Here is a 13,377-nt window from a genome sequence, read left to right as displayed (position 1 = left end):
GTCCACGATAACAACACTGGTCTGGCAAGCGAACACCCGCGCATTGGGGGGGCAGATCAGGTCCGATCGTCAGCTGTTGCGATCATCGGCCGTCTCACCGGGTCAATCATCCTGAACCCTCGCGGAGCGAATGATGAATGGACGCTACCTCTGACAATGGCATGTCGACACGCAGTCATGTGGTCGGTCAGTTGATCCTGGCCTTTTCCGGCTTGCTGGTGCTGGCGCTCATCGTCGGGTTGTTGTCTTTCTACCGGCTGGCCAGTTCGTTGGATGAGCGAGAGGCGGCCAGCAGCCGATTCCTGGCCGAGTCCGCGCTCAATCAGCTGGAGAAAGCCGAGCGCACCTACCTGCTCGGGCATGCCGTCTGGCAGGCTGCCTACGATCACCTTTCCGGTCCGGTCGACGTGAATTGGGCCTATCAGCAGGACAACATCGGCGAGACGCTGTACAGCGCCGATGGCTATGAAGGGGTCTATGTGCTGGATGACAGCGGTACCCGCTATGCCATGTTCGAAGGCCAACTGAGCGACGTTGGCCTCGAACGGCGCAGCACCGCCAGCGCACGCATCATCGCCCAGGCCAGACGGGCCGCCGAACAGGAACAAGCGGCCTCCGGCTTCATGGTGTTCGACCGGCGGCCGGCCTTGTTCAGCGCTGCGGTGATCCGCCCGCCCGTTCCGGTGCACCATCTTCCCGCCTCACAGGTCGTGCTGGTGTTCATCCGTGTGCTCGATCCGAGCATGCTCGAAGCGTTGGGCCAGACCGTGGGTCTGGACGGCTTTGCCGTTTCCACCGCTGCGACGAGCGAAGCCGGGCGTGGCGTGTTGCCCTTGAACGGGAGCGAGCATGTCCTGACCTGGCGCATCGCGCGACCGGGCGCGGAGCTGGTGCACATGGTCATCGCGCCTCTGGCAGTGGCCATCGTGCTGATCGTCCTGGTCACGGTCATCATGGCCCGTTATGCCATCAGGACCAGCGCTGGCATCGACCGCAGCCACCAGCGGCTGGCTGCCTCCAAGGCGGCGCTGGAAACCAGCGAAGAGCGGTTCAAGGCGGTCGCCGAAGCAGCTTCGGACTGGATCTGGGAAACCGATGCACAGCTCAAGGTGACGTATCTCTCGGCGCGTTTCGCCGAGCTGACCGGCTTGACACTGTCCGACTGGCTGCAGCGGCCGATCGATGAACTGCTCGAGTGCGAGACCGTCCAGCTGCAAGGCTGGCTGCATGAGCTGGCGGTATCCGGCGCCGCAGGTACGCTGCGCTGTTGCTACCGCGACCGGACCGGGCAGCAACGCATCTGCCGGGTCTCGGCGCGAGCCATTCTCCTGCATCGACAATGTGCAGGGTTTCGCGGCACCAGCACGGACATCACCGACGAAGTGGCGGCTCATGCACAGATCCAGCATCTGTCGATGCATGATGCGCTGACCAATCTGCCGAACCGCAACAAGCTGTTCCGCTTCCTCGAGCAAGCCCTGCAGGCCGAGCATGCCGAGCTGGCGGTGGTGATGCTGGACCTGGACAATTTCAAGCCGATCAATGACAACTTCGGTCACCCTGCAGGCGATGCGGTACTGATCGAAGTGGCGACGCGGCTGGACCAGGCGACTCGTGACGGTGATCTGGTCGCCCGGCTCGGCGGCGACGAATTCGTCATCGTCCTGCTCAGGCCAGGCCAGCGAGCCGAGCTCGACCGCTTCTGTGCCCGTATCATCGAAAGCGTGCGCCAGCCGATCATCTTCGACAACCAGGCGATGCAGGTCGGCGCCAGCCTCGGGGTCGCGCTGTCGCGCGAGCATGGTCAGGCTTCTGCCGAGCTGCTGCGCTTCGCCGACGTGGCGCTCTACAGCGCCAAGCAGGCCGGCAAGCATACCTGGCGGTATTTCTCCGAACAGATGAGTGCGTCGCTGATGGACAAGCGCGCATTGGAGCGCGAGCTGCGCGAAGGCATCGGCAAAGGCGAGCTGCTGTTGCATTTCCAGCCGCGTTTCCGCGTCGATGGCATTTGCGTGGCGTCGGTCGAAGCCTTGGTGCGCTGGCAACACCCGCGGCGCGGTCTGTTGCGCCCGGACCTGTTCATCCCGCTGGCCGAAGAGTCCGACCTGATCGTCCTGCTGGGCAACTGGGTGCTGCGCGAGGCCTGCGAGAAAGCCCGTGACTGGCCCCTGGAAGTCATGGTTTCGGTGAACATGTCGCCTGCCCAGTTCAGCCGCAGCGACGTGGTCCGCGATGTCCACCAGGCGCTGATCGCCAGCGGGCTACCGGCTCACCGCCTGGAGCTGGAGATCACCGAGAACGTCATGCTCAACGATGTCGAAGGCGCCTTGCGCACCATGCAGGCACTCAAGGAACTGGGGGTGCGCCTGAACATGGATGACTTTGGTACCGGCTATTCTTCGCTGGGCTACCTGCGTACCTATCCATTCGACAGCATCAAGATCGACAAGCGCTTCATCCAGTCGCTCGGCAAGAGCGACAGCGACCGCAGCGTGGTGCAGGCGATCATCAACCTCGGCAATGCCATGGGCATGACGGTCACTGCCGAAGGGGTGGAAACCACCGAGCAGCTCGAGTTGCTCAGCCAGGACCAATGTCACGAAGTGCAGGGCTTTTTGCTCAGCCATCCGGTCGACAACCAGGCCTTGGTGCGCCTGATGAGCGAACAGCAGGGCCAGGGCAGGCGCGATGATTGAACGCGCAGAGGAGAATTCAGGATGACATGGTCGGCAACCCAATATTCACGCTTCGAGCGCGAGCGCACCCGTGCGGTGCACGACCTGTTGGCCGGCGTACCGGCCCAGCAGGTCGCCCACGCGACGGATCTCGGCTGTGGCCCGGGCAACTCGACCCAGGCGCTGTTGCAGCGCTACCCCGAGGCTCAGGTAGTCGGAGTGGACAATGACCGCGACATGCTCGACAAGGCCCGCGCGCGTCTGCCCCAGGCCCGCTTCGAGTTGCGCGACATCGCCCAGTGGCGGCCGGAGGGTCCCCAGGACTTGATCCTGGCCAATGCTTCGCTGCAATGGCTGCCCAGGCATGCCCAGCTCTACCCGAAGCTGGTTCGTCAACTGCGCGAAGGTGGCAGTCTGGCAGTGCAGACCCCGGACAATCTCGATGAGCCGGCGCACCGGCGCTTGCGCGAGATCGCCAGCCGGAACCCCTGGGCGGCGCGCTTCGTCGACACCCGACTGCCAGCGCGACACGGGGCAGCCTTCTATTACGACCTGCTGGCGCCCCTGTGCAGCCAGGTGGACATCTGGCGCACCACCTACCACCATCCGTTGCCTGACGCCGACGCGGTAGTGCAGTGGTTCAAGGGCTCGGCGTTGCGGCCTTACCTGGCCCGGCTCGATACCCAGGAGCAGGAAGCCTTCGTACAGGTCTACGCCGAGGCGATACGGGAGGACTACCCAAGCACGGCCAACGGCAAGGTGCTGCTACCGTTCCCGCGCCTGTTCCTGGTCGCCACCCGCTGACCTGGGCGGCGGCCTCGCTCGGGATCAGAGGGCACCTTGCCGAACGCGCCCGCCAGGACCAGCAGGATGAAAGCAAGGTGCGCCAGCAGCAGACCGCCGCCGCAGATTCGATGAGGCATCACGGTGCCTTCGGATGACCGTTGGCGTCAGCCTGGATGCCCGCGTCCGGCCTGCCGTTGCGTCGACCCGCTGGCCGCGCTGCGATTTATTGTCGATCCGCTGGGCAAGGCCGTATAAAATGCCCCACTTTGCCGGTCGCTTCCTGAACCGGCTGCCGAAACTAGAGAGTCGACATGGGCGCACAGTGGAAAGCCAAGCATAAAGAAGCCGCAGCCAATGCCAAGGGCAAGATCATGGGCAAGCTGGCCAAGGAAATCCAGATCGCAGCCAAGAGCGGCGCCGATCCGGACATGAACCCGCGGCTGCGCCTGGCCGTCGAACAGGCCAAGAAGGCCTCGATGACTCGCGACACCCTGGAACGAGCGATTCGCAAGGGCGCGGGCCTCGATGGCGACGCGGTGCAGTATTCGGCGGTGACCTACGAGGGCTTCGCGCCACACCAGGTGCCGCTGATCGTCGAGTGCCTCACCGACAACGTCAACCGTACCGTCGCCGAAATCCGCGTGGCCTTCCGCAAGGGCCAGCTCGGCGCCAGCGGCTCGGTGTCCTGGGACTTCAACCATGTCGGGCTGATCGAGGCCGTCCCGGCCACCGGCGAGGCCGACCCGGAGCTGGCTGCCATCGAGGCCGGCGCACAGGACTTCGAACCCGGCGAAGAAGAGGGCTCGACCCTGTTCATCACCGATACCACCGACCTGGATGCCGTGCAGAAAGCCCTGCCGGAGCACGGCTTCACCGTGACCTCCGCCAAGATCGGCTATACCCCGAAGAATCCGGTCAGCGCGGCCAGCCTGAGCCCCGAGGCGCTGGCGGAGGTCGAGGAGTTTCTGGAGAAGATCGACAGCCACGACGATGTCCAGAACGTCTATGTGGGGCTGGCCGAGTAACCATTCCCCGGAGGCCGTGCGGCTCTCGCGGCAGATTTCAGGCCGCACTGCTCCAGGCGATCTTCAGTGGCCGATCCGCTCGGTCACCCATTGCTGGGTGCGGGCCAGGACCTTGTCTGCCAGCATCAACGGGAAGTGGATGAAGCCGTGGGGCGCGGCGGGCAGCAGGTGGACCTCGACCTGAGCCGAGCGTGCCCAGCGCTCGGCCAGGCCAAGGGTATCATCCCTGAGCGGGTCCAGTTCGCCAGCGAACATCAGCGCGGGCGGGAAAGCCGCGAAGTCGCCATACAAGGGTGAAAGGGGTGGACGGCGGCGCTGGGCTTCGTTCAACCCCGGCGTCAAGGCACGGAACGCTTCCAGCATGCCTGGGCCGTCCAGCACCAGCGTGTCCGGGCCCGCCGCGCGTACGCTTGCGCTTGCGCCCAGGTCGTAGACACCGTAGTAGAGCACCGTGCCACTGATGCGAAGCAGCAGTGCGGGAGTCTCCTTGAGACCAAGCAGGGTGGCGACGGCCAGGTGCGCACCGGCGGACTCGCCGATGACCACCACTGGCAGGCCGGCGAACGCCGTATCGTCACTCGTCAGCAACCAGCGGGCGGCATTCAGGCAGTCTTCCATCAACCCTTCGATGGGGGTCGCCGGCGCCAAGCGATAATCGACCGAGACCACCGTCACCTCGCAGGCCTTGACCATCGCAGCGTTGACGGTGTCGTTCATCTGCGCGTTGCCGATCACCCAGCCACCACCATGGAAATCCAGCACCAGACCCTTGGGCCTGCCGGCTGGGCTGATGATCCGTACCGGCACCGGTGCGCTCGCGGGGCCGACGATGCGCCGTTCGACGGCCAGTCCCTGTCGGGCCAGCCTGCTGTCGCCACCGATCTGGCCCAGGCGCAGCAGCCCCTGCAGCGCCCGAGGGACGAGACGGTTGCGGATCCGGAAACGCGGCAGCCGGGCAAGGGTCCGGTTGAATGCCTGAACCTGACGGATTTCCTGCTCGGTACATGCCAATCGATCGCTACTCAAAATGCTGTCACCTTCTATTGCGGCTTCGGCCATGTGGACGCCTGTCGTCACGGGCCGTTCATTACGCATGCAAGCCAGCCGCTCACACCGGTCGAGGCGGCCACTGCCATCAGTTGTCAGCCGCAACGGTACGGGGCCCGTATCTGCGAGCCAGCGCGTGCAGCGCAACGCCTGCTGCCAGCAACAGACCGGCGCGCAGCCAATTGCCCGCTGGCTGCTGGGTTAGTAACAGCAGGCACGACAGGATGCCCAGCACCGGCACGAGCGGATGGATGCTGAAATGCGCCTGCTCGACCTTGTCGCGCTTGAGCACCAGCACGGCCAGGTTGGTGCTCAGGAACACGAACAGCAAGAGCAGGACCACGGTTTCGGCCAGCACCTCGAGCGTACCTGTGAACGTCAACAGCGCGGCTAGCGCGGTGGTGGCGATGATGGCCGGGGCTGGCGTGCGCCGCTGCGGCAAGACCCTACCCAGAACCGCCGGGAGCAAGCCTTCGCGAGCCATGCCCAGGGTCAGGCGACTGGCCATGATCATCGTCAGCAACGCGCCGTTGGCCACTGCCACCAGCGCGATCACCGCGAACCAGCTGCGCGGAATGCCCAGGCCGGAAGCGCCAACGATATCCATCAGTGGCGCCTTTGCCGCGATCAGTCGATCCACCGGCATGACCAGGGCGGCACCGGCGCCTACGGCGAGGTATACCAGCCCGGCGATCAGCAATGCCATGAACAAGGCCTTGGGGTAGGTGCGGCGGACATCCTTGACTTCCTCGGCGAGATTGGCCGAGGTCTCGAAGCCCACATAGGAATAGAAAGCGAGCAGGGCGGCCGCGAGAATCGCACCACCCGGCGCCTGGTTGCCGAAGTCCAGCAGCCGGGCAGGCTCGCTCTGCCCCTGGCCGCACAGCGCCGCCACGGCGATCATCACCAGTACCAGGCCGCTCAGCTCGACCAGCGTCATGACCAGGTTGGCACCGAGCGATTCCTTGATGCCGCGCAGGTTGAGCGCGGCGATCAGTGCGAGGAACAGCGGCGCGAGCAGGGCGGCGGGCCAGTCGAGAAAGACCCGCAGGTATTCGCCGGCGAAGGCCAGCGCCAGGCCAGCTGCACTGGTGATACCGGCGGCGAGCATGGCAAAACCGACCAGGAACGACAGCATCGGCGAGCCGAAGGCGCGCTGCGCGAACACCGCGGCGCCACCAGCGCGTGGGTACTTGCTCACCAGCTCCGCATAGGAAGCCGCCGTGAACAGGGCGAACAGCAGGCCCAGGCCCAGCGGCGCCCAGATGGCGCCGCCGGCGCGCTCGGCGATGGCGCCCGCCAGGGCATAGACCCCCGCGCCCAACACATCGCCAAGAATGAAGAACACCAGCAGCGGCAGGCTGACGACCCGTTTCAACGTGTGTGGGGCCTGGTTTGTCATGCGTGTTTCCCTACCAAGGAAATGAAAAAGGCGCCGAACCCAGGGAGCGGCGCCTCGATGTCCTGCCAGTGCGGCTTACTGGGCAGCGTCGCCGCCGTGCTTGGCAGCCAGTTCCTTGGCTTGCTTGAGGTGCGCTTCGAGCTTCGGCAGGGTCTTGCTGGCGAAGGCCTTGAGCTCGGCGTCCTGGCCGTTCTGGGCTTCTTCCTTGAACAGTTCGATGGTCTGCTCGTGAGCCTTGACTTGGTTGTTGGCGTAGGAACGATCGAAGGACTCCTCCCGGATATCCAGGATCAGCTTCTTGGCCTTGTCCATCAGCTCGGCATCGGTAGCGACTTCAAGCTTCTTGGTCTGGGCGATCGTCTTCAGTTCCTGGTTGGCCGCGGTATGGTCCTTGATCATCATGTCGGCAAAGCTTTTCACGTCCGCCGACTGGCTTTTCTGCTGGGCCAACTTGCCGGCTTCGATCTCAGCGATGCCTTTGGCAGATGCTTCGTCGACGAATTCGGACGGGCTTGCTGCCATGGCGGCCTGTGCGCCGAAGGCGAAAAGTACGCTGCAGATGCCTGCTTGAAGTTTCTTGTTCATGGAAGACAGCTCCTTGATCATGTCCATTTAGCGGGTTGGTCCGCACTTTTTGTGACCGGCGCTGCAAGCGAAGGGTTCAGGAAAATTTCGCACAAGTTTGTTGCGCTGTGGGCCGGGCGCACGACGCGTTGGGCACCCCTCGATGAGACGAAGCATCAAAGACCGGTTCAAGTCTTCCCCGCCAGTCGAGGACTTTTCTGGCCTCGACTGTCTTCGCCTGAGCGGTCATGGCGCGCGTGACAAGCGCTTGCTCGCTTACCGCCTTGACCTTGCGAAGCCACGACACGAATTGACCTGCTGGCGCGCAGCCATATTCAGCGCTGCACGTGCTGCGCCAGCGCCGAGGCCTTGGCACGGATACGCTGGCCGCGAAGGCTCAGAACCAGCAGGCTTGCGCCAGCGGCCAATGCCATGTCCTTCTGCGCATCCCAGAAATCGCCTTGCGCGCCGACGAACGAGAAGTCGCCACCGCCTACCCAGGCACCCCCTACCCACTCCATGAGCTCGTAGAGCATCGAGGTAGACAATATCAGCGACCAGGCGAGCAGCGATGCCCAGGCGCCCTGAAGCTGGCATTTGTCTACCAGCACTTCCCGAAGTGGCAAGGCCAGGCACAGTCCATAGGCCAGGTGTACCAGCCGGTCGTACTGGTTGCGCTCCCAGCCGAACAGACGGTTCGGGCTCAAGCCCGGCCATTCGCTCAGCCAGGCCTCATAGGGTACGCGAGGATAGGTGAAGTGGGTGCCTACCTCATGCAGGCACAGGAACAGCAAGATCAGTGCCCAGGAGCGGGTCGACAGGCTGAACCGCCTGCGGTACGTCCAGGCCAGCGCAGCTCCGATGAGGACCAGAGCGTTTTCCAGCAACCAGGTCTTGCGTTCGACCGGTGACCAGCCAAGCAGGACGAACACCAGGACGAAGCTGGCGAACAGATAGCGTCGGATGGCGAATCCATTCCTCGAAAGCATCCTCGTTCCTCGGATGATTATGCAATGGGACCTGATCTATCGATTCATGCAAGGGCAGGGCGTTCATTCCGGGCGTTTGGATAGGGCCCAGGGCGATACCGCTTCACGCACCGGCTCGCAGCATGCTCCGCAGCGGTGCGTTTATCTGCCACCTTGGTTCTGAAAGTGAATGCATCATCTGTTTTTGCTGTAGTCGCTTTCCCAACCATGGATCTGTGAACACCATGGGCATTGTGTCCCTCCGGCAACTGAACCTAGTCTCTGCGGCTTCATTTCGACGCTGCCGACTTGGCGGGCAGTGTCACTCGTTCAAGGAGGCCCAGATGTCAGGCATGACCCAACGCACCTTCCCCGAAGTCTTTAGGCTCACTCTCAGGCGCGTGCTGGCGCATTGGGCGCCGTTCAGTACCTCGCTGCTGGTGCTTGGTACGGCGCTGGGGGCCATGTTTCTGTATGTCTACACCAGTGCTATCGGGCGGGTGGACTTGTTCATGCTCGCACTCGACGCCAAGGCGGCGCTGCTGGTGTGGATGCTGGTGATTCTCTTCCTGCTTGGCCTGCAGTTGGTCATTCTCATGGCTTCGGCGTGGCTGTACGGCGTCTCGGTGTCGATGTTCAGCCGTTGCAGGCGGTTGATGCGCTTCGCGGCCCTCTGGCTGCTGGCGCCGCTGATGGTCGGTTTCGCGGTATTCGTCGGCGTGGTGTTCGGGCTTGGCAGCTCGGTCGGGGTGGCCTGGTTGCTCGGGCTCACCTTGGCGGCAACCGCGATGACCTACGGCTTGTTGCACGCAGTGCGGCCGTTTCGCCAGCTGACGCGCTTGGCGGTCGGGCGCAAGGCAAGGCCCGGCCGCTGGGCGTTCCATCTGGCTGTCGTCTGGATGCTGCTGCTTACGGTGGTGGCCGGTGCGCTCTCGATCGTGCTGATCATCGAGCACCATGTCGGGCCGGATGACGAGCAGGCCGTGACCTTCGTGGCCTGGTTGTGCCTGTGGACGTTATCCATGAGCCTGATCCCGGTCGTGCTCTTCTACTGGGTAAAAGGCGATACCTATCGAAGGATCCTGTTTGGCAGCCTGGCGACCTTGGTCTTCCTGGTGCTGTTTCTGGCCGTAGCCCGTGGCACGATGTCCTCGATCACCTACCGCGTGGCCGAGAACCTGCAGGTTCGCCAGGCGTATCCCACGCGCTACCTGCTCCCGGACCATGTGCGGCTGGCCGACCTCGATCCCCTGCTGTGGCAAACCCGCCAGGTCAGCGGCGAGCGGGTCGAGATCGGTGGCTACCAGTTGTTCGGTTTCGGCGACCTGCTGCTGATCTGCCCCGCGAGCCTGCGCACTGCCAGGCTTCACCAGTTGCCGGCGTATACCGCGCTGTGCATCTCCACTCGTGGCAGCCTCGCCAAGCGATTGCCGCCCAAGCGAATGATGGCGATGCCAGCGCTGCCTTGGCGGGCGTCCTTCGCCAGCCCATGAACCACGCTCTGACCGTTTGCAGGCCAAGCGGGCATGGCCACTGCCGGCATGCCTGGCGCACCGCACGATCGAACGGCAACGCTTGCCCGCGGGCGCTTAACTTGGCACGCTTTGCCGGCAGTCACGCATCGCCCACGCCGCGGAAAAGGGAGCGCACAGTTGAGCTGGGACAAATTCGGAAAATTCCTGATGGGAATGCTCGCGGTCCTGGCCGTGCTGGTCGGCAGCTTCCTGGCGTTCAGGGGCGATGGCAAGCTGCAGGCTTATCTCAGCTACGAGAGCCTGACGTATCCAAGCCAGTTCAGCGCGCGCATCAGCACGGCCAGTGAGCAGCTCAAGTACGACGTGCTGTACAAGCGGGTGCAGGAGATTTCCCAGGGTACCCTTAACCAGGACCAGGCCAACCGGTTGGTGGATCTGGCCCAGGCGCCGTTCCGGCAGATGTTCGCCAAGCCATTCGAGGCCGGATTGGTGGATCACCGCACCGGCTTGTACATCTATTTGCACAACGATCGCGGCCAGGCGGTCAAGGATGTCCATGTACGCTTGCCTGCCAAGGGGCTGGTGCAGGTCCGCGACGAGATCGGTGATGATCAGATTCAGGCGGTGCCGACCAATGTGATCGATGTACCGCTGATCATGCCAGGTGGCGCGGTCAGGATATGGGTGTACTTCGAAGGGGACTACAGCGAGATTCGGCAAGCCGGGGTCGCCATACGGCATGCCGAGGGCTTGGCGGATATCAAGGTCTATCGCGCATTTGCCGGTTTCCAGGCCAAGGTCGCGCAATACGGTATCGAACTTGTAATGCTGCTGGGCGTATTGGGTGCCTGCCTGCTGGGTTGCGGCTATATCTGCCTGATGCAGTATCGCGCCTTGCTCGCCTGTCAGCGGCCAGGTCGTGATCAGCGCGAGCGCTGATCCTTTCACAGCCATGCGGGTTGCCAGGTCTAGGCGAGTGAACCTGCAGGCATCTACCGTAACGAAAGGGCGGGAGTGCCAGGGCTTTTCCTGCCTTTTTCGCACTTGCCCGGTTCGAGCGAAGCCTGTCCATGATGGCGCCGGGCGATACGCAGCACCCCCCACAACATCGCCAGGGCAATGGCGATCCATGCACTGACCAGGCTGAAAAGTATCATCGCAAGGCTCATGAAATACCTCCTTTGCTTTGCCAACTTCTCCTGCTTGTACAGATGACCCTGGGCACGCCCGCAGAATTCCATGAAATAAGCACGCTTCGGATCATTGGCCTCGTTCCTGCCGGCTTGCAGGCCAGGCGTTGACGATTGCTGGAGTCCCATGAAGGGCTGACTGGAGAGGGTCTCACTGGCCACGCGCAGGTGCTGGCAATGGAGTAGGGGGAAGGGGGAAATATGAGACTTGCGGGTAGGGGCGCTGCCAGGCAGCGCCAGGATGTTGCACAGGCGGCGGTTCGATTGCATGCGCAAATGGAGGTGCAATCGAACCGCCTTCCCTGTTTCGCTTACGGCTTTGCATCCTCCGACGGGAAGCCGAGGCCGGACGACAGGTCGGTATCGTGATCGGTCGCGGTGCCGGTCGCCGGGCGACCCTGGCCCTGTGATTTGTCCTGCTGCCCGGATCCCTGATCGGAAACGTTCTGCTTGACCGTTTCCTTGGCCTCGACGTACGCCTGTTCGCCCTTGGCCTTGACGGTCTCGGTCAGACGGTCGCTGGCGCTGCCTAGCAGCTGGTCTTCCTTGCGGGTCGACGGCAGGGCAGCGCCAATCGCGGCGCCCAGCGCAATACCGATGGCCGCCAGGACCAGCGGCTGTTCGCGCAGCAGGGTATCGAACTGACCCTTGACCATGTCGGCCTGGTAACGCACCTGGTCACGGGTATCGTGGGCCGTGCGGCGCAGCGAATCGGCAGTGCTGCTGGCCGAATCGCGAGTGCCCTGGGTCATGTCGCTGGCCTTGTCGCGCAGATCGTAGGCCTTGGCCTTGACGCTGGAACTGGCATCATGGAGCTTGTCGCTGGCCTGCGAGAGAGCACCCTTGACGGTATCCACGGCGCCGCTGAGCTTCTCGCCCAATCCTGGCCCGTGGTGGGCGGGCCCTGGGTTGAAAGGACGGTTCTGGTTCACCGCCAGCCAGGCCAGGCCGACAGCGGTCAGGGCGGTCGGGACCGGATTGTTCTTCAAGGTCAGGCCAAGATTATGGACGAACTCGCCGCCGTTGCCCTTGGTGTAGGACATCACCTGGTCGAACAGCTGGCCAGGCGTCAGGCGCTGCTCGATGGCATCGACCAGGTCGCTGATGTGCTCGCGCTTGGCATTGATTTCCTGCTCGAGGTCATCCGGGTTCTTTTGCGATTCATGCTCGAACGATGGGCTCATGGCATTTTCCTCTTCAACGCTTCCTTGTCCTGTTGCATGGCGTTCAGCGTGCGATCCGGCGTCAGATGGGACGGCTCGAACTGCTTCTTGCCCGATTGCAGCATGATGAAGCCGACGATCACCGTGATCGCCCCGACGATCAGGGCCGCCAGCCAAGGGTCTACCACGTTGGCCAAGGCGTAGACCGCGGCCAGCAGCAGGATGATGAAACCGGCCAGCAGCACGATGGCGCCGGCGGCAACCGCGGCGGTTCCGGCCTTGAGCGTGTTGAGATTGTGCTGCAGCTCGGATTTGGCCAGGGCCAGCTCCTTGGTGAACAGCTCCGGCACCTCGCGCATCAGTTGGCGCAGCAGGCCGCCGATACCGACCGCATCATCGTTCTGTGGGGTAGGGTTGAGCGGGTCCGTGTTCATCATGCGCCTCCTTTGAGCGGGTCGTTATCCAGCGTCGAGCCGGTGACTGGGCTGGTATGGGTGGTGCCCAGTGGATCGACCGGGGTATAAGGCTTGTGCGTCGAGACGTCGCTGCCGTGGTCCGGCACGGGCAGCGTGCTCTGGTAGGGCTCGTTGGCACCGTACGCCGCCGGTGGGTGATTGCCATCCACGCTGGTATCGCGGTGTTCGCTGGCGCGCAGGAAACGCGACAGGCCGAAACCGATCGCCACGCTGCCGGCGATGAACAGGCCAGGGTTGTCGCGGGCCAGGCGAGAGCCCTTCTGCAACAGCTCTTCGGCGCTCTGGTGACGTACCTGGTCGGCGAACGTGCCCAGGTACCCCGCCAGTTGCCCAAGGTATTGCGACAGGCCCAGCGTATCCTTGCCCTGCAGTGCCTCGGCCGCAGATTGCGCGCCTTCCTTGAGCGACTCCAGCTGCTGCGCAGCTGTATCCCGGTATTGCTCGTACTGCTCGGTCCCTTGGGTCTTGGCCTGGTTGAGCAAAGAACCCGCCTCGTCGGCAATGGTATGCAAGTGATCTTGAGTACTGCCAGCCGGTGAAGAAGCGGCCGGATCGCGATCGGTCTTGTCCATGTTGATCTCCCTTCGATGAGTGGTCCCGGCACGC

The 13,377-nt window shown here is 63.6% G+C and carries 13 protein-coding genes; 5 read left to right on the top strand and 8 right to left on the bottom strand.

From position 1 onward, the window contains the following. The first annotated feature begins 137 nt into the window (after positions 1-137). The 3 genes from ACY8GK_RS07400 (at position 138) to ACY8GK_RS07390 (ending at position 4,486) form a co-directional block, all read left to right on the top strand. Positions 138-2,696, top strand: a complete 2,559-nt coding sequence (locus ACY8GK_RS07400; RefSeq protein ID WP_462402730.1) for a bifunctional diguanylate cyclase/phosphodiesterase — start codon at positions 138-140, stop codon at positions 2,694-2,696. A 21-nt stretch (positions 2,697-2,717) separates the two neighbouring features. Then, positions 2,718-3,479, top strand: coding sequence for a trans-aconitate 2-methyltransferase (gene tam, locus ACY8GK_RS07395; protein WP_462402729.1), 762 nt, complete (start codon positions 2,718-2,720; stop codon positions 3,477-3,479). A 293-nt stretch (positions 3,480-3,772) separates the two neighbouring features. Then, positions 3,773-4,486 carry a YebC/PmpR family DNA-binding transcriptional regulator gene (locus ACY8GK_RS07390; RefSeq protein ID WP_196178969.1) on the top strand — a complete coding sequence of 238 codons (714 nt, stop codon included), beginning with the start codon at positions 3,773-3,775 and terminating at the stop codon, positions 4,484-4,486. 63 nt (positions 4,487-4,549) lie between these two features. On the opposite strand, the gene ACY8GK_RS07385 is transcribed toward ACY8GK_RS07390, so the two are convergent. From ACY8GK_RS07385 to ACY8GK_RS07370, 4 genes are all read right to left on the bottom strand, one after another. Further along, a complete protein-coding gene (locus tag ACY8GK_RS07385) occupies positions 4,550-5,545 on the bottom strand; it encodes an alpha/beta hydrolase (protein WP_196178967.1) in 996 nt (331 codons plus the stop codon). Positions 5,546-5,621: 76 nt separating this feature from the next. Then, positions 5,622-6,935 (bottom strand): APC family permease, encoded by a 1,314-nt coding sequence (locus ACY8GK_RS07380; RefSeq protein ID WP_196178965.1) that lies wholly within the window; start codon positions 6,933-6,935, stop codon positions 5,622-5,624. Between the two features lie 75 nt (positions 6,936-7,010). Then, positions 7,011-7,520: a DUF4142 domain-containing protein gene (locus ACY8GK_RS07375; protein WP_196178963.1), complete on the bottom strand. Its 510-nt coding sequence runs from the start codon at positions 7,518-7,520 to the stop codon at positions 7,011-7,013. Between the two features lie 314 nt (positions 7,521-7,834). Beyond that, the gene (locus ACY8GK_RS07370) at positions 7,835-8,488 is read right to left on the bottom strand and encodes a DUF2238 domain-containing protein (protein ID WP_462402728.1); all 654 of its coding nucleotides are present in this window, start codon (positions 8,486-8,488) and stop codon (positions 7,835-7,837) included. A gap of 323 nt (positions 8,489-8,811) precedes the next feature. On the opposite strand from ACY8GK_RS07370, the gene ACY8GK_RS07365 reads away from it, so the two are divergent. Continuing rightward, positions 8,812-9,960 carry a hypothetical protein gene (locus tag ACY8GK_RS07365; protein WP_462402727.1) on the top strand — a complete coding sequence of 383 codons (1,149 nt, stop codon included), beginning with the start codon at positions 8,812-8,814 and terminating at the stop codon, positions 9,958-9,960. A gap of 159 nt (positions 9,961-10,119) precedes the next feature. Further along, complete coding sequence (locus ACY8GK_RS07360) at positions 10,120-10,881, top strand: hypothetical protein (RefSeq protein WP_462402726.1); 762 nt, start codon at positions 10,120-10,122, stop codon at positions 10,879-10,881. Positions 10,882-10,934: 53 nt separating this feature from the next. On the opposite strand, the gene ACY8GK_RS07355 is transcribed toward ACY8GK_RS07360, so the two are convergent. The 4 genes from ACY8GK_RS07355 to ACY8GK_RS07340 are packed head-to-tail and all read right to left on the bottom strand — an operon-like array spanning position 10,935 to position 13,343. Beyond that, positions 10,935-11,420: a hypothetical protein gene (locus tag ACY8GK_RS07355; protein WP_462402725.1), complete on the bottom strand. Its 486-nt coding sequence runs from the start codon at positions 11,418-11,420 to the stop codon at positions 10,935-10,937. A 23-nt stretch (positions 11,421-11,443) separates the two neighbouring features. Next, a complete protein-coding gene (locus ACY8GK_RS07350; protein WP_462402724.1) occupies positions 11,444-12,316 on the bottom strand; it encodes a DUF3618 domain-containing protein in 873 nt (290 codons plus the stop codon). Beyond that, positions 12,313-12,729, bottom strand: a complete 417-nt coding sequence (locus ACY8GK_RS07345) for a phage holin family protein (protein ID WP_196178950.1) — start codon at positions 12,727-12,729, stop codon at positions 12,313-12,315. Before ACY8GK_RS07345 ends, ACY8GK_RS07350 begins: the two co-directional genes overlap by 4 nt. Continuing rightward, positions 12,729-13,343 carry a hypothetical protein gene (locus ACY8GK_RS07340; RefSeq protein WP_462402723.1) on the bottom strand — a complete coding sequence of 205 codons (615 nt, stop codon included), beginning with the start codon at positions 13,341-13,343 and terminating at the stop codon, positions 12,729-12,731. Before ACY8GK_RS07340 ends, ACY8GK_RS07345 begins: the two co-directional genes overlap by 1 nt. Between the last annotated feature and the right edge of the window lie 34 nt (positions 13,344-13,377).

The organism is Pseudomonas sp. Marseille-QA0332 (genome assembly GCF_054950175.1).
Note: the sequence above shows the minus strand (reverse complement) of the source record. Positions and strands in the feature narration are given on the sequence as shown.